This window comes from Cryobacterium gelidum (genome assembly GCF_004403985.1).
GTDB lineage: Bacteria > Actinomycetota > Actinomycetes > Actinomycetales > Microbacteriaceae > Cryobacterium > Cryobacterium gelidum.
Map to the genome: position 1 here is coordinate 97,569 of NZ_SOHL01000015.1, position 15,443 is coordinate 113,011.

Consider the following 15,443-nt stretch of genomic DNA (forward strand, 5'->3'; position numbering starts at 1 on the left):
CTTACTCCTCCTTGAGCCAGGTGGCCAGTTCAACGGCCCAGTAGGTGAGCACGGCGTCGGCGCCGGCCCGACGGATGCTCAAGACCGACTCTTCGATTGCGCGGCGACGGTCGATCCAGCCCTGCGCGGCGGCGGCTTCGACCATGGCGTATTCGCCGGAGACCTGATATGCCCAAACCGGAATATCGCTCATGGCAGCAACTGCGGCGAGCACGTCGAGGTAGCCGCCGGCCGGTTTGACCATGACGATGTCGGCGCCCTGTTCGATGTCGAGCTGCGCTTCGCGCAAACCCTCACGGCGGTTGGCGGGATCAAGCTGATAGGTTCGGCGGTCGCCGACCAGGGTCGAGGCGACGGCCTCGCGGAACGGACCGTAGAAAGCGGAGGCGTACTTGGCCGAGTAGGCCAGCACGGCAGTGTCTTCGAAACCGTTGGCGTCGAGGGTCTCGCGTACGGCGGCGACCTGGCCGTCCATCATTCCGGAGAGGCCGAGCAGGGCGGAGCCGGCACTGGCCTGAGCGAGGGCCATGTCGCGGTAGCGTTCGAGGGTTGCATCGTTGTCGACGTGGCCGTCGGCCGCGAGTACGCCGCAGTGGCCGTGGTCGGTGAATTCGTCCAGGCACAGATCAGTCTGCACGACGAGCGCGTCGCCAACCTCATCGACGAGCGCGCGCGTGGCCAGGTTGAGGATGCCATTGGGGTCGGTCGCACCGGTTCCGGTCGCGTCGCGCACCTCGGGTACCCCGAACAGCATGATGCCGCCGATGCCGGCTTCGGCCGCCTGTGCGACGGCCCGGCGGGCGCTGTCGATGCTGTGCTGCACGACACCGGGCATCGACGTGATCGGGCGGGCGTCGTTGCCTTCGCGCACAAACATGGGGAGCACAAGCTCGCCCGGGTGGACACGAATTTCACTGGCCAGGCGACGGAGCGCGCTGCTGGTGCGCAAACGTCGTGGGCGGATAACGGGGTTGATCACCCTTATACCCTACGCCGCCAGGCTGTGCGTTTCGTTATCCGGTCGTGATCTGCCCGAACAGACCAGCGGATGTCCCCGCGCCCGTGCTGCGGGTCAGCGCGCCGGTGTGGCCCCGGCCAGCGCCGCTTCAACGATCGCATCAATGAGCGACTCGGCGCTGCGTTCCTCGGCGATCACATCGACGCGCAGGCCGAGGGCACGGGAATCCTTCGCGGTCTGTGGGCCGATACACGCCACGAGGGTGCGCTCGGGAATGTCACCGAACTGCTCGCGTACCTGACGTGCCACGCTGCCGCTGGTGACGAGCACGGCGTGCACCAGGCCGGCTTTGACGTCGGTGACGACCTGGTCACTGACCGGTACGCCGATCGTGCGGTAGGCGACAACCGATTCCACGTCGTGGCCGACACGGCGCAGCCCCTCGGAGAGCAACGGCTTGGCGATCTCACTGCGCAGCGTGAGCACGCGCAGGGGGATGGCGCCGGCAGTGGCGGCTTCCCACTCCTCCAGCAGGCCGCGCGCAGAATTATCTTCGGAGGGAACGATGTCCACGTGGTAACCGGCCGCCACGAGCGCGGCCGCGGTGGTTTCACCGACCGCGGCGATGCGCGTTCCGGGCGCGACGACCGCGCGGTGCGACGACAGTACGTCCACGGTGGTGGCGCTCGTGATGGTCATCCAGTCGAAGTCGCCGGCGGCGAGACGAGTCAACGCCGCGTCGAGGGCCGGGGCGTCATCGGTGGCGGCGAAGTTGATCATCGGAGCGACGATCGGGTGCGCACCCTTGGCCCGCAAATTCGCTGCGACCTGGTCACCCCAGGGTCCGCCGCGCGGAACGAGAACCCGCCAGCCCGCGAGGGGCTTGGTCAGTCGATTGGTCACGTGGTCACACAGTCACTTTCAAGGGAGCGAACTCAGCCGCGCCACCGGCCAGGAGATCTATGGACACTCGTTCGGCCACGTCGAGCGCGGCCTCCTCGAGATGGGGTGCGGAGTGGGAGTCGGGTGTTGCCGCGTGCGAACTGGTGATTTTCCGGGAGCCATCCGGGCTGTATACCGTCGCGGTGAGAAAGAGCAGACCATCATCGATGACCGCGGTCGCACCGATCGGTGCGGCGCAACCGGCCTCGAGGCGCGCCAGCACCGTGCGTTCGGCGGTGGTCGTGGCACGGGTGGATGAATGGTTCATGGCAGCCAGTGCTACGCCGAGCAGGCGCTCCGGCTTGCCATCGCGCACCTCGATCGCGAGCGCGCCCTGCCCGGGTGCGGTCGGCCAGGCCGTCAGATCGAGAAAGTCGGTCACGACGGCATCCAGGCGGCCAAGCCGACCGAGGCCAGCGGCGGCGAGCACGACGGCGTCGAGGTCACCCTCGGCGACGCGCCCCACGCGGGTGTCGATGTTGCCGCGAATGTCAACGATGGTCAGGTCCGGGCGACGCTCGAGCAGCTGGGCCACCCGGCGGGGCGAGCCGGTCCCGACGCGAGCCCCCTCCGGCAGGGTGTCCAGGGTGAAGCCGGCGCGCGCGCAGAGCACGTCGCGGGCATCCGCTCTCTTGGGTATCGCGCCGATGCGCAAGCCCGGGTGGGCCTGCGTCGGCAGGTCCTTGAACGAGTGCACAATGACGTCGCACTCGTCGTTCAACAGGGCTTCACGCAGGGCGCTCGCGAACACGCCGGTCCCACCGAGGGTCGACAGCGATTCGGTCGAGGTGTCGCCGTGCGTGGTGACGCGCACGATTTCAACCTCGACGCCGGCCGACGCCGCGATGCGATTGACGATGGTCTGGGTTTGCGCAAGCGCGAGCGCGCTCGCGCGTGTCCCCACGCGAATCACGGTCACGGTGCCATTCCCGCAACGGCCGGCTTGAAGCCGAGGCGCACGTTTTCGCAGCAGCCGGGACGGCACACGTCATACCAGGGGCCGAGGTCGGTTTGGGCCGGGCGGTCGGCATCGGGAGTGTCGTTGAGGCGTTCCTCGATCAGGTCGACGAGGCCGCTCACGAAGTCGGGAGAGACACCCGGGGTGGGTACGCGCACGGCATGGATTCCGAACTTCTCGCTCGTTTCCATTGCCTCGTTGTCAAGGTCCCACATGACCTCCATGTGGTCGCTCAAAAAGCCCAGCGGCACGATGACCACGGCCCGGATACCGCGGGCCGGCAGCAGGGCGATCGCATCGTTGATGTCGGGTTCAAGCCACGGCATGCTGGGCGGGCCGCTGCGGGACTGGTAGACAAGCTGCCATTGCGTCTTGAGCGTCGTCGTGCTGTCAGCGGGTTCCGCGAGAGAGTCCATGATGACCTGGGCGACGGCGCGGTGCTGCGCTTCGTATGCGCCTCCCTCACCGAAGCCCCGATCGGCCGGGCCGCTCTTGTTGGCATCCGTCATCGGGATCGAGTGGGTCGAGAACAGAATCTCGACCTCGGTGTCAACGTCGATGCCGGGGACCGCTTGAATGACATCCCGCAGTCCCTGGGCCACGCCGGTTATGAAGGGCGTGACGAAGCCGGGGTGGTCGAAGAACTGGCGGATTTTGTCGATGTGGACCTTGTCGTTCAGTCCCGTGTCGGTCAGGGCTGCGGCGAAATCTTCGCGGTACTGGCGGCATCCGCTGTAGGAACTGTAGGCGCTCGTCGCGATCGCGAGCAGGCGGTTCTGGCCCTTGGAATGGGCGTCGGAGATCGTGTCTCGCAAGTATGGTGCCCAGTTGCGGTTGCCCCAGATCACGGGCAGATCGATGCCGCGACGGGTGAGTTCCATTTGCAGTGCGGCTTTCAGCACGCGATTCTGGTCGTTGATCGGGCTGACGCCACCGTAATGACGGTAGTGCTTGGCGACGACCTCGAGTCGTTCCTCTGGAATGCCACGACCACCGGTGACGTTGCGCAGGAACGGGATCACGTCGTCCTGGCCTTCGGGGCCGCCGAAACCGGCCAACAGAACCGCGTCGTATTCAGTCATTACTGCAGCACCTCTACAATTTCGGCGGTGGAGATACGTCGTCCGGTGAAGAACGGGATCTCCTCGCGCACGTGGCGGCGGGCTTCGGTTTCACGCAGTCCGCGCATGAGATCGACGAGCTCGGTGAGTTCGTCGCTTTCGATCGGCAGCAGCCACTCGTAGTCGCCGAGGGCGAAAGCCGAAACCGTGTTGGCCAGGGCTCCGCGGAAGGCGGCACCCTTGCGGCCGTGGTCGGCGAGCATCTTGCTGCGCTCCTCGTCGGGCAGCAGATACCACTCAAAGCTGCGCACGAAGGGGTAGATCGTGAGCCAGGCCTTGGGTTCCACACCGCGCAGAAAGCCGGGCACGTGGCTCTTGTTGAACTCGGCGTCGCGGTGCACACCCATGGCGTTCCAGGTCGGCAGCAGGCTTTTGAGCAGGCGACTGCGACGCAGCTCCCGATTGGCCCACTGCAGCGTCTCAGCCTCGTCGGCGTGGGTCCAGATCATGACGTCGGCATCGGCCCTGAGTCCGGACACGTCGTAGAAGCCGCGCACCGTGACGCCCTCGGCTTCGATCAGGGCCACCACGTCGTCGAGCTCATTGACCGCGTGGGGAACGTCCCGACCGTCGAGGTCATCTGGGTTGCCTGGGTCTTTTCGCAGCACGGCAAAGAGGGTGAAGCCCTGCGGCGAAGCCGCGGGTACTTCGGAGTCGGCGGGGGTGATTGGCTGAACGCTGTTTACTGCCTCTCCGGCAGCCGGGTGAGTCATACCTCTAGTTTGCTCTTTATTGGGCCCGGCACCAAAATGAGCGCTTCGGTTCCTGTGAACCGACCGAGCAGCTAACGGTTCCTGGTCACCGCGGAGGCACCGAACCAGACGATGACACCCACCACGGTTGCCGCACCGAGCGCAATGCCCACGAGAGCGGCCGGGCTGTCTTCGCCGAGCTGACGCAGGGCGTGGGTCAGTCGACGCCGATTGATGCGCAGCTGCTTGGACAGATCGAGCTTGTACTCGATCGCATCGAACGTCGACGCGAGCTCGGCACGCGCGTTCCGGGCTTCGGCGCGCAAATCGCTGATGCCGCGCTTGTCGCTGCCAGCCTCGGCGAGCTCAGGGTTACTTGTGCTCATATTCGCCAACTCCCTTGAATGCATCAACGTCGTGACGGATGCTCGCGTGCACGCCCTCCGGATCGGGTTTCGTCGCCGCCTTCACCCGGTTCACGCCGATGAGTACGAGGATGATGGCGATGAGCAGCAACGCTACCGCCACGATGAGTGTGGCGAGCCACAGTGGCAGCACGAGTGCCAGCGCAATCACGGCGAGGGCGATGAACACCCCGAGCACGAAGAAGAGGATGACACCGGCCAGAACGAGGAGGGCGGCACCGACCCCGAAGTTCTTGGCCTTCGTGGCGAACTCAGCCTTGAAGGCGTCCAATTCGGCCTTCACGAGGGCGCTGATCTGGCCGGGCAGCTCCCCGATCAGTGCGAGCAACGGGCGTTTGCTCTTCGGGTTGAATCCACTGCTAGTCACGGATTGCCTTCCCTGTCTTCGGGTCTGGTCGAGGTGTGCTGCCGGTCCTCATACTATGAGCTATGACGCTACGAGCTACGACTCGGCCGAGTCGTCGGTGGCAGGTTTGGGCGTGGTCTTCGGCTTAGCGGCGGCCGTGCGGCTCGTGGTGGTGCTCGCTTTCGCGGCCGCGGTGGCGGGAAACGGCGAGGCTGTCTGCTTCTTTTTGGCCACGGCCTGCGTGACGGCTTTCTTGCCGGCCTTGTACAGGGTGGCGGGAACGTCACCGACCAGTTCGAGGGCGGCATCGCGCACCTCGGTCACCCGGCGCTGCACCGGTTTGGCGTTCCAGAAGTCATTGGCAGCGGTAGCGATCTGGTCGTAGCGTTTGCGGCCGGCACGTGCACCGAGCACATAGCCGACGAGTCCGCCCGTGATGAACAGAAGCTTTCCGCGCATTGAGTCTCCACTTTCCTAAGGTCTCCCCAGAGTAGCCCGCTTCGCCGTTTTGGACTCGGGCGGTGTGGGTATGTCTGGCTGCGTTCGTATCAATACAGGAAGTGCACAGTTACGGCTAGAGGTCTGGCGCGGTGATGGTGAGGCCGAGGGCGGCGTGCCGAATGCGGTCGCCGGCCGAGAGAGCGTGCGGGATGACCGAGGCGAGGCCGGTTCCGGCCAGCCAGGCGCCGGTGATCTCCAGCCCGGGCGTCGCGGCGACGGCGTCGCGCACCTGCTGTGCGCGCGCCGGCGCACCGAGCGTGGCGGGCGACAGGGCGTCGCGCCACTCGGTGCGGGCGAAGGCGCGCACGGATCGGGCCGGCAACGGCACGCCGAGCAGGACGGACGCGTCATGCAGGGCGAGCGCCTGCAGTTCGTCGTCGGTCAGGTCGTCGGTCGGGTTGGGCTGGCCGGCCCGACCGTAGGACAACCGCACGACGTGACGGCCGGGACCGGCCGCTGCGGCGACCCAGGCCCACTTCGCGGTGACGTGGGTGAGCGCCTTCGCCGTGACGTCGGGGGCGTCGACAGAAACGAGCACGCCGGTGCCGCGCGGGTGCGCGTCGAGGTCGGGCGCGTCGAGCACGAGCGAGGTGAGCGTGACGGCGGTCGGGGCTGGCCAGTCGAGTTCGGCGAGCGCGTCGAACGCTCCACCCAGGGGGTTGACCAGCCGCAGGGCCTGCGCGCCCTGGGTCGCGACGATGACGTAGCGGGCTGTGAGGGTGTCGGTGGGCTCGGTCTCTGCAGCGAGGTCGATCTCTGCAGCGGGGTCGGCATTTTCCCGGCGGGTGACGGTGACAGCCCAGGTCGGCGCGTCGTCGGTGCCGGAATGAGCCAGGCTCTGGGCCGTGGTGCCGGTCAGAATGGTCACGTTGTGGTGTTCGAGGGCGGCCACGATGGCGGCGGGCAGGCTGGCCATGCCGCCGAGCAGTCCGCCAACGTTGGAGCCGGCCGGCGCGCCGGCGCGCAGGGCCGACACGGCACCGGAGAGCGAGCCGGCCGTGGTGAGGGCGCGGTTGAGTCCGGGTGCGACGACGTCGATTTCGAGGTCGACGGCGCTCGTCGTGTAGACGCCGGAGGCGACCGGTTCGACCAGGCGGTCGAGCACGCGCGCTCCCATGCGCTTCTTCACCAGGTCGCCGAGGCTGTGCTCGCGGCCGATGGTGAGTACCGGCATGAGCCGGTCGAGGTAGGCGCGCAGCGAGCCGCTCCAGCCGATGACGCGGCGCACGTCGTCGGCGAGCGGTGATCCGGGAATTCCGAGAACACCGGCCTTGGGCAGCGGAACGCTTACCGAGGCATCCCCAGGCGTACGGGACTGGACTGGGGAACCCGACTTGAGGGCGGGCAGGTGCAACCAGGCGCCGGCCACGTTGGGGGCGACGATCTGGTCGGTCAGGCCGAGATCTTCCACGAAGGCAGCGACGGTGCCGCCGCGCACCGCGAAGCTCTCGGTGCCGCTGTCGAGAGTGAGCCCGTCGAGGATGTGACCGGCGACCGGGCCGCCGACGGCATCCGTGGTCTCGATGATCGTGACTTTCAGGCCTACCTGGGCGCATTCGCGGGCGGCGACCAGGCCGGCAACTCCCCCGCCAATGACGAGAACGTCGATCGGTGTGTTCATGTTGCTGCTCCTACTCGGCCGCGCTCACGTCATGCACGAGGTTGACGAGGCGGGTGAGTACGTCGGGATCGGTGTCGGGGGGAACACCGTGGCCGAGGTTGAGTACGTGCGAGGGTGCGGTACGTCCGCGTTCGAGCACGTCGCGCACGTGCGCTTCGAGCACGGGCCACGGCGCGGCGAGCAGGGCCGGGTCAACGTTGCCCTGCACCGGAACGGCGCCGCCGAGCCGGCGGTTGGCTTCGTCGAGGGGCACCCGGTAGTCGACGCCCACGACGTCGGCGCCGATGTTGTGCATTTCTTTGAGCAGTTCGCCGGTTCCCACGCCAAAGTGCACGATCGGAACGTTGCGCCAGGTTTCGACCGACTCGGCGGGCTCCGCGCCGTCTGCTGCGCCCGGCACGGTGTAGGTCAGGTCGCGCACGTGGGCGATCGCTGCCGCCGAGGCGGGAGCAACGGATGCCGCATAGTCAGCCAGCGACAGGGCTCCGGCCCACGAGTCGAAGAGCTGGGCGGCGCTGGCACCGGCGAGCACCTGCGCGCGCAGGAATCGACCGGTGACCTCGGCGGTCCAGGCCATGAGCTTCGCCCAGGCGTCCGGTTCGACGTGCATGAGCGCGCGGGCGTGGATGTGATCCTTCGACGGACCACCCTCGACCAGATACGCGGCGAGCGTGAACGGGGCACCGGCGAAGCCGATGAGCGGGGTCGACCCGAGCTGGGACACCGCCAGGGATACGGCCGCGCTGATCGGGGCGAGGGCCGTATCGAGCAGGGCGGGGTCGAGTGCGGTGAGTTCGTCGACATCCGCTCGGGTGCGCACGGCCTTGCCGAGAACGGGACCCTTGCCCGCAACGATCGACACGTCGACCCCGACGAGCTTCAGCGGCACAACGATGTCGCTGAAGAAGATTCCGGCATCGACATTGTGGCGACGCACCGGCTGCAGAGAAATCTCGCTCGCCAATGCGGGGTCGAGGCACACGTCGAGCATGCGCGTTCCGACGCGCAACTCGCGGTATTCGGGCAGCGATCGCCCCGCCTGGCGCATGAACCACACCGGCGTCACGGCGGGCCGGGTGCCCTGATAGGCCTGGATCAGGCGGGAGTCGGCGGTGAGACCGGAGGAGAGTGGATGCTGCGCGTCGAGGATCATCTCGTTCATTCTCTCAAACATCCCTGGCGGCGCGCGCCGAAAGCGTACAGCATTGAGTCGTAGAATTGCGTAGTGCTTATTCTTTTGTCCGCCAGTCATAAAAACTCCACCTTCGATGTGCTGGAGAAATTGTCTGTGGGCGGGGGCACTGCGGCCACCCGCATGGTGGAGCAGCACGGGCCGCTCAGCGGTGCCGTCGTCGTCGCGACCTGCAACCGATTCGAGGCCTACCTCGACCTGAATGAGCCCTACGGCGTGTCGCCGCTTCCCGCCGTCTACGCCGCCATCGAGGCCGTGAGTGCCAGCAGTGGCCTCGACGCAGACACCCTGCGCGACAATCTCACCCTCGTGCACGGCAATGGCGTCGCCGAGCACCTGTTCGCCGTGACGAGCGGCCTCGAATCCGTCGTCGTCGGCGAGGTCGAAATCGCCGGCCAGGTGCGCCGCGCGCTCGAGCAGGCTCGTGCCGACGGCACCACGAGCCCCGAGCTCGAGCGACTCTTCCAGAGGGCATCCCAGACCTCGCGCGGCGTCAAGAACCGCACCGGCATCGGTTCAGCCGGTCGCTCCATTGTGCGCCTCGCGCTCGAACTCGCCGAGAGCCGGGTCAGCGACTGGTCGAGCGCCCGCGTGCTCCTCGTTGGCACCGGCCGCTACGCCGGGGCCTCGCTCGCCGCCCTGCGCGATCGCGGAGCAGAAAACGTGCGCGTCTACTCGCCGTCCGGTCGCGCCGTCGGCTTTGCCGCGTCGCACGACATCGAAGCTGTTCCGGACGCGGATTTCGCCGCCGAGGTCGCGCGCGCCGACGTCGTGGTGACTTGCACTCTGCGCGACGACCACGTGATCGACGCAGCGCTCATCACCCGCGGACGCGTCGAGATCGGGGTGGACCCGTTCGCGATCATCGGTGCCACCGCCGACGCGCCGGCCCGCCTCTGCCCGGCCGATACCGGCCCCGAGGCGCCGCCGCAGCTCATCATCGACCTCGGCCTGCCCCGCAATGTGGCGCCCGACGTGGCGCTGGTCCCCGGGGTTGAACTGCTCGACCTGGAAACGATCAGCATCCACGCCCCGCTCGAAGAGCTCAACGCCACGACCGACGCCCGCGAAATCGTTGGCAAGGCGGCCCGTAAATTCTCCGACGTCGCCGAGGAACAGAGCCTCACCCCGGCCGTCGTCGCCCTGCGCAGCTACGTGTTCGAGTTGCGCGACGCTGAGATCGCCCGGGCTCGCAGCCGCGGTGACTCCAGCGAAGCGACCGAGGCCGCCCTGCGCCACCTGGCCGGTGTGCTGCTGCACGCCCCCATGGTGCGCGCCCGGGAACTGGCCCGCGCCGGCGAGCAAGATGCCTATCTCACCGGGCTCGACGCCCTCTTCGGCATCGATGTCACGCTGCCCGCCGCGGGCGCAGCCGATGCCGCCAGCACTTCTTCCCTCGCCTCCTAGATGAGTGGGTCTTAACAGTGCTCGGCAGCGGCAGCCACAACGGTCGAGCACTGCGCCCTGGTCTAGAAAATGACTACTGGCTTGAGCGTCACGCCGCTCTCGCTATCCGCAAAAGCCTCGTTGATGTCGGCGAAATCATATTTCTTGACGAGCTTGTCGATGGCGATGATCGTCGTGGCGTCGGCAAGCACGGCGGCGAGAAGGCCGGACAGGCCCACAGCCCCGGATCCGAAGATGGCGATGCTGCTGCGGATAATTCACGACTCGGGCGATCCGGAGAAAGCTGCGGCCAGCCCCGCCCGTGGACGTTGACCCGCACTTCGTGGCATCTACGACGTACGGGCGCTATTGACCCACGCTCCTAGTCCAGTTCGATCAGGGTGACCCCGGCGGGTGCGCCGGGAGTGGACATCGCAGCGAGAGCGGCGGGCGCTTCGGCCAGCGTGATGCGGCGGCTGATCAGGTCGTGGGGGCGCAACCGGCCGCTCACTACGAGCTCAAGCAGTGCCGGGTAGTCGTGGGCCGGCATACCGTGGCTGCCGAGCACGGTCAGTTCCCGCGCGATCACCGTGCCGAGCGGCATCCGCGGGTCGTCGGCCAGCAGGCCGATCTGCACGTGCCTTCCCCGCGTGGCCAGCGAACGGATGCCGATCGCCACGGTGTGCTCCCGGCCGAGAGCCTCGAGACTTACCTGGGCACCGGAACCGTCGGGAGTGAGCGCCCTGATGCGCTGAACCACGTCGGCGTCGCCCAACCCGGAGGAGTTGACCACGTGCGCGGCCCCGACCCGGGTCGCGGCGTCGAGCGCGTCGGTGCTGATATCGACCGCGATGACGGTGGCGCCGAGCGCCTGCCCGATCATCACCGCGCTGAGGCCCACTCCGCCACAGCCGACGACCACGAGGGTTTCCCCGCTTTGGAGGCCCGCCTGGTGCACGAGCCCGCGATACGAGGTGGCGAAGCGGCAGCCGAGCAGGGCCGCAGCTCCCGCGTCGAGGTCGCCCGGAATGGCGATGAGGTTCACGTCCGCGTTGTGCAGCGCGACCCGTTGCGCGTAGGAGCCCCAGTGGGTGAAACCGGGCTGGGTCTGGTTGCGGCAGACCTGCCCGTTGCCGGCGTCGCATTCCGGGCAGTCGCCGCAGGCGCAGACAAACGGCACGGTCACTCGCTGCCCCACCCGAAACCGACGCACGAGCGGCCCGACCGCATCGATCACGCCGACCAGTTCGTGGCCGGGAACGTGTGGCAGGGCGATGTCGGTGTCATGGCCCTCCCAACCGTGCCAGTCGCTGCGGCAGAGGCCGGTCGCCTCCACCCGCACGATCACACCGGACGCGCTCAACCGCGGCTCGGGCACCTCGCGCAGCACCGGGAGAACACCGAACTCTTCGAAATAGACCGCTTGCATGCTCACAGTCTGCACGACGCCAGGCCCTGGCATCCGCTTTTGAGGCGTTAGGCGCCGCGCAAGCGCACCGCGAGGTAGGCCTCGAGGTCGGCAAGCGGCACGCGCTCCTGCGCCATCGTGTCGCGGTCGCGCACGGTGACAGCCTGATCATCGAGTGAGTCGAAGTCAACCGTGATGCAGAACGGGGTACCGATTTCATCCTGGCGGCGGTAGCGACGGCCGATGGCTCCGGCGTCGTCAAAGTCGACGTTCCAGAGCTGGCGCAGGGTCGCGGCGAGCTCGCGTGCCATCGGGGACAGCTTCTCGTTGCGCGAAAGGGGCAGAATCGCGGCCTTCACCGGCGACAGGCGCGGATCGAGCTTGAGCACGGTGCGCTTGTCGACGCCGCCCTTGGCGTTTGGAACCTCTTCTTCGACATACGCGTCGACCAGGAAGGCCATGAGCGAGCGGGTCAGGCCGGCGGCGGGCTCGATCACCCAGGGCGTCCAGCGCTCGTTCTTGGTCTGGTCGAAGTAGGAGAGGTCTTTACCGGATGCCTTGGCGTGGGTCGACAGGTCGAAGTCGCCGCGGTTCGCCACGCCTTCGAGTTCACCGAACTCGGTGCCGGTGAAACCGAATCGGTACTCGATGTCGACGGTGCGCTTGGAGTAGTGTGAGAGCTTTTCTTGCGGGTGCTCGAACAGGCGCAGGTTCTCCGGGTTGATACCGAGGTCGGTGTACCACTTCAGGCGGGTGTCGATCCAGTACTGGTGCCAGGTTTCGTCGGTGCCGGGCTCGACGAAGAATTCCATCTCCATCTGCTCGAACTCGCGGGTGCGAAAGATGAAGTTGCCCGGTGTGATCTCATTGCGAAAGCTCTTGCCGATCTGGCCGATGCCGAACGGGGGCTTCGAGCGCGACGCCTGCAGCACATTGGCGAAGTTGACGAAGATGCCCTGCGCGGTTTCGGGGCGCAGGTAGTGCATGCCGGCCTCGTCATCGACCGGGCCGAGGTAGGTCTTGAGCAGGCCGGAGAAGGCGCGCGGCTCGGTCCAGATGTGGCGGTTGCCACAGTTGGGGCATGCGATGTCATCGAGCCCGTTCTCGGGTGGGCGGCCCTTCTTCTCCTCATATTGCTCTTCGAGGTGATCGGCGCGAAAACGCTTGTGGCAGCTCGTGCACTCGATCAGCGGGTCACTGAAGACCTCGACGTGACCGGATGCCTCCCAGACCTGGCGGGGCAGAATCACGGAGGAGTCGAGGCCGACGACGTCGTCCCGGCTCGTGACCATGGAACGCCACCACTGCTTCTTGATGTTCTCTTTGAGCTCGACGCCGAGGGGGCCGTAGTCCCAGGCGGAGCGGGAGCCGCCGTAGATCTCACCGGCCTGAAACACAAAGCCGCGGTGGCGGGCGAGAGCAATGACGGAATCAAGATGAGTGGGCGTCGCCACGGTGGCTCCAATGGTCGAAGGCGCAGAATTTGGGCGAGTGCCCGACTGACCATTTTACGCGCTCGATCTACCCCAAGTTCCCGCCCCGGTTCTGAGCCATTCTCGCGTCGAGGTAACGTAAAGAGGCGGATTCGCAAGATTTGCCCTGGCTCAAGGAGGAGAAATGGGCGTCACGTCCAGCACAACCAAAGAACCGACCGCTCTGAAACGGGTTCCGCGCGACCTGGCCGTCGCGCTGAATCCCGAGGAGCTTGACGCCCACGATCGCCAGTGGACTCCCCTCAAAATTATCATCTGGTCGGCAATTTCGCTGCTCGGTGGCCTCAGCTGGGTCATGCTCGCCGTGGTGCGCGGCGAGACGGTCAACGCCATCTGGTTCGTCTTCGCCGCGATCTGCACCTATCTGATCGGCTACCGCTTCTACTCGAAGTTCATCGAGAAGCACATCGTTCGCCCCGACGATCGTCGGGCCACGCCGGCCGAGTACAAGGCCGATGGTAAAGACTTTGCCGCGACCGATCGCCGCGTCTTGTTCGGCCATCACTTCGCCGCGATCGCCGGCGCCGGGCCGCTGGTCGGCCCCGTGCTGGCCGCGCAGATGGGCTACCTGCCGGGCACGATCTGGATCATCGTCGGCGTCGTTCTCGCCGGCGCGGTGCAGGACTACCTCATTCTGCACTTCTCCATGCGACGTGGGGGCCGTTCGCTCGGCCAGATGGCCCGCGACGAACTCGGCGTGATCGGCGGCACCGCCGCCCTCATCGCGACCCTCGTGATCATGGTCATCATCGTGGCCATTCTCGCCCTCGTCGTCACCAACGCCCTCGCCGAAAGCCCGTGGGGCGTGTTCTCGGTCGGAATGACCATTCCGATCGCGCTGTTCATGGGCTGCTACCTGCGCTTCTTCCGCCCGGGCAAGATCACCGAGATCTCCATCATCGGCTTCGTACTACTGATCGCCGCCATCGTCGGTGGCGGCATGGTCGCCGGCACCGACTGGGGCCAGACCTACCTCCTGCTCGACAAGGTCACCATCGCCTGGGGCATCATCATCTACGGTTTCATCGCCGCAATCCTGCCGGTCTGGCTACTGCTCGCCCCGCGCGACTACCTCTCGACCTTCATGAAGATCGGCACGATCGGCATGCTCGCCGTGGCGATCGTCATCATCCGCCCCGAGATCAACGTGCCGGCGGTCAGCAGTTTCGCCACCACCGGCACCGGCCCCGTCGTGGCCGGAACGCTGTTTCCGTTCCTGTTCGTCACGATCGCCTGCGGCGCCCTCAGCGGCTTCCACGCCCTCATCGCCTCTGGCACCACTCCCAAGCTCATTCAGAAGGAACGCCAGACCCGGTTCATCGGCTATGGCGGCATGCTCATGGAGTCGCTGGTGGCGATCATGGCCCTCGTCGCCGCGCTGTCGATCGACCGTGGCATCTACTTCGCCATGAACGCCTCGCCCGCCCTCACCGGCGGCACCGTGCAGGGCGCGGTCGCGTTCGTGAACGGCCTCGGCCTGACCGGCGTCAACCTCACCCCCAGCATGCTGACCGACATGGCCACCAACGTCGGCGAAGAGTCGATCGTCTCCCGCACCGGCGGCGCTCCCACACTCGCCGTCGGGCTCTCGCACATCATGCAGCAGCTCGTCGGCGGCACGTCGATGATGAGCTTCTGGTACCACTTCGCCATCATGTTCGAGGCCCTCTTCATTCTCACCGCGGTGGATGCCGGCACCCGCGTCGCCCGGTTCATGCTGCAGGACAGCCTCGGCAACTTCTTCCCGAAGTTCAAGAACACCTCCTGGCGCCCCGGAGCCTGGGCCGCCACGGCCATCATGGTCGCCGCCTGGGGAGCCGTGCTCCTGATGGGAGTGACCGATCCGCTCGGGGGCATCAACACGCTGTTCCCGCTGTTCGGCATCGCCAATCAGCTGCTCGCAGCGATTGCCCTGGCCGTGTGCATGGCCATTGTCGCCAAGCGCGGTCTGTTCAAGTACCTCTGGGTGGTGGCGCTGCCACTCGGGTTCGCCGCCGTGGTCACCATCTCGGCCTCGTTCCTGAAGATCTTCTCGGCCACTCCGGGCATCGGCTATTTCGCGCAGAACCGCGCGTTCTCCGAGGCTCTCGCCGCGGGCGAGACCAGTTTCGGCACCGCGCCGAGCGTTCTGGCCATGCAGGCCGTCGTGCGCAACACGATGGTGCAGGGTGTGCTGTCGATCGTGTTCGTCGTGCTGGCCATCATCGTGATCCTTACGGCCATTCAGGCTACCGTGCGCGCCTACCGCAACCACTCCAGCGCCACGAGCGAGGATGACGCCGTACAGTCGCAAATTTACGCGCCGGCCGGGTTCGTCATGACGCCGCCCGAGAAGGTGCTGCAGGCGGAGTGGGATGCCCTGCCGGTCGAGAAGAAAACCAGGGTCAAGGGTCACTAATG

At 66.8% G+C, this 15,443-nt stretch carries 15 protein-coding genes; 2 read left to right on the forward strand and 13 right to left on the reverse strand.

What is annotated here, in order from left to right:
* Position 1: 1 nt before the first annotated feature.
* From hemB to hemE, 10 genes are all read right to left on the reverse strand, one after another.
* A complete protein-coding gene (gene hemB / locus E3T50_RS08935; RefSeq protein ID WP_420898726.1) occupies positions 2–976 on the reverse strand; it encodes a porphobilinogen synthase in 975 nt (324 codons plus the stop codon).
* 96 nt (positions 977–1,072) lie between these two features.
* Positions 1,073–1,861 (reverse strand): uroporphyrinogen-III synthase, encoded by a 789-nt coding sequence (locus tag E3T50_RS08940; protein ID WP_134551524.1) that lies wholly within the window; start codon positions 1,859–1,861, stop codon positions 1,073–1,075.
* 4 nt (positions 1,862–1,865) lie between these two features.
* Positions 1,866–2,819, reverse strand: coding sequence for a hydroxymethylbilane synthase (gene hemC / locus E3T50_RS08945; RefSeq protein ID WP_134551525.1), 954 nt, complete (start codon positions 2,817–2,819; stop codon positions 1,866–1,868).
* Positions 2,816–3,940, reverse strand: a complete 1,125-nt coding sequence (locus E3T50_RS08950) for a ferrochelatase (protein ID WP_134551526.1) — start codon at positions 3,938–3,940, stop codon at positions 2,816–2,818. Before E3T50_RS08950 ends, hemC begins: the two co-directional genes overlap by 4 nt.
* Complete coding sequence (gene hemQ / locus E3T50_RS08955; RefSeq protein ID WP_134551527.1) at positions 3,940–4,692, reverse strand: hydrogen peroxide-dependent heme synthase; 753 nt, start codon at positions 4,690–4,692, stop codon at positions 3,940–3,942. The genes E3T50_RS08950 and hemQ overlap by 1 nt, the downstream gene beginning before the upstream one ends.
* Positions 4,693–4,763: 71 nt before the next feature.
* Positions 4,764–5,057: a hypothetical protein gene (locus E3T50_RS08960; protein ID WP_241990842.1), complete on the reverse strand. Its 294-nt coding sequence runs from the start codon at positions 5,055–5,057 to the stop codon at positions 4,764–4,766.
* Positions 5,044–5,463: a phage holin family protein gene (locus E3T50_RS08965; RefSeq protein WP_134551528.1), complete on the reverse strand. Its 420-nt coding sequence runs from the start codon at positions 5,461–5,463 to the stop codon at positions 5,044–5,046. The genes E3T50_RS08960 and E3T50_RS08965 overlap by 14 nt, the downstream gene beginning before the upstream one ends.
* Positions 5,464–5,538: 75 nt before the next feature.
* Positions 5,539–5,901, reverse strand: a complete 363-nt coding sequence (locus tag E3T50_RS08970) for a hypothetical protein (RefSeq protein ID WP_134551529.1) — start codon at positions 5,899–5,901, stop codon at positions 5,539–5,541.
* A 115-nt stretch (positions 5,902–6,016) separates the two neighbouring features.
* Positions 6,017–7,564 carry a protoporphyrinogen/coproporphyrinogen oxidase gene (locus tag E3T50_RS08975; RefSeq protein ID WP_134551530.1) on the reverse strand — a complete coding sequence of 516 codons (1,548 nt, stop codon included), beginning with the start codon at positions 7,562–7,564 and terminating at the stop codon, positions 6,017–6,019.
* A 10-nt stretch (positions 7,565–7,574) separates the two neighbouring features.
* Positions 7,575–8,717 (reverse strand): uroporphyrinogen decarboxylase, encoded by a 1,143-nt coding sequence (gene hemE, locus E3T50_RS08980; protein ID WP_134551735.1) that lies wholly within the window; start codon positions 8,715–8,717, stop codon positions 7,575–7,577.
* A 72-nt stretch (positions 8,718–8,789) separates the two neighbouring features.
* Here hemE and E3T50_RS08985 point away from each other — a divergent pair, with 72 nt between their 5' ends.
* Positions 8,790–10,163 (forward strand): glutamyl-tRNA reductase, encoded by a 1,374-nt coding sequence (locus E3T50_RS08985; RefSeq protein WP_134551531.1) that lies wholly within the window; start codon positions 8,790–8,792, stop codon positions 10,161–10,163.
* A 62-nt stretch (positions 10,164–10,225) separates the two neighbouring features.
* Here E3T50_RS08985 and E3T50_RS16220 read toward each other — a convergent pair whose 3' ends face one another.
* The 3 genes from E3T50_RS16220 to E3T50_RS08995 all read right to left on the reverse strand — a co-directional run bounded on the left by E3T50_RS16220 (position 10,226) and on the right by E3T50_RS08995 (position 13,004).
* Positions 10,226–10,381 carry a hypothetical protein gene (locus E3T50_RS16220; RefSeq protein WP_166784245.1) on the reverse strand — a complete coding sequence of 52 codons (156 nt, stop codon included), beginning with the start codon at positions 10,379–10,381 and terminating at the stop codon, positions 10,226–10,228.
* Between the two features lie 143 nt (positions 10,382–10,524).
* Positions 10,525–11,571, reverse strand: a complete 1,047-nt coding sequence (locus E3T50_RS08990; protein ID WP_134551532.1) for a zinc-binding dehydrogenase — start codon at positions 11,569–11,571, stop codon at positions 10,525–10,527.
* Positions 11,572–11,618: 47 nt separating this feature from the next.
* The gene (locus E3T50_RS08995; protein ID WP_134458745.1) at positions 11,619–13,004 is read right to left on the reverse strand and encodes a glycine--tRNA ligase; all 1,386 of its coding nucleotides are present in this window, start codon (positions 13,002–13,004) and stop codon (positions 11,619–11,621) included.
* A gap of 163 nt (positions 13,005–13,167) precedes the next feature.
* Here E3T50_RS08995 and E3T50_RS09000 point away from each other — a divergent pair, with 163 nt between their 5' ends.
* Positions 13,168–15,441, forward strand: a complete 2,274-nt coding sequence (locus E3T50_RS09000; protein ID WP_134551533.1) for a carbon starvation CstA family protein — start codon at positions 13,168–13,170, stop codon at positions 15,439–15,441.
* Positions 15,442–15,443: the final 2 nt, after the last annotated feature.

Excerpts from the sequence above, each read along its gene's own strand:
- E3T50_RS08975 (WP_134551530.1), bottom strand. The coding sequence starts at position 7,564 with ATGAACACACCGATCGACGTTCTCGTCATTGGCGGGGGAGTTGCCGGC.
- hemE (WP_134551735.1), bottom strand. The coding sequence starts at position 8,717 with ATGATCCTCGACGCGCAGCATCCACTCTCCTCCGGTCTCACCGCCGAC.
- E3T50_RS08990 (WP_134551532.1), bottom strand. The coding sequence starts at position 11,571 with ATGCAAGCGGTCTATTTCGAAGAGTTCGGTGTTCTCCCGGTGCTGCGC.
- E3T50_RS08960 (WP_241990842.1), bottom strand. The coding sequence starts at position 5,057 with ATGAGCACAAGTAACCCTGAGCTCGCCGAGGCTGGCAGCGACAAGCGC.
- E3T50_RS09000 (WP_134551533.1), top strand. The coding sequence starts at position 13,168 with ATGGGCGTCACGTCCAGCACAACCAAAGAACCGACCGCTCTGAAACGG.
- hemQ (WP_134551527.1), bottom strand. The coding sequence starts at position 4,692 with ATGACTCACCCGGCTGCCGGAGAGGCAGTAAACAGCGTTCAGCCAATC.
- E3T50_RS08950 (WP_134551526.1), bottom strand. The coding sequence starts at position 3,940 with ATGACTGAATACGACGCGGTTCTGTTGGCCGGTTTCGGCGGCCCCGAA.
- E3T50_RS08970 (WP_134551529.1), bottom strand. The coding sequence starts at position 5,901 with ATGCGCGGAAAGCTTCTGTTCATCACGGGCGGACTCGTCGGCTATGTG.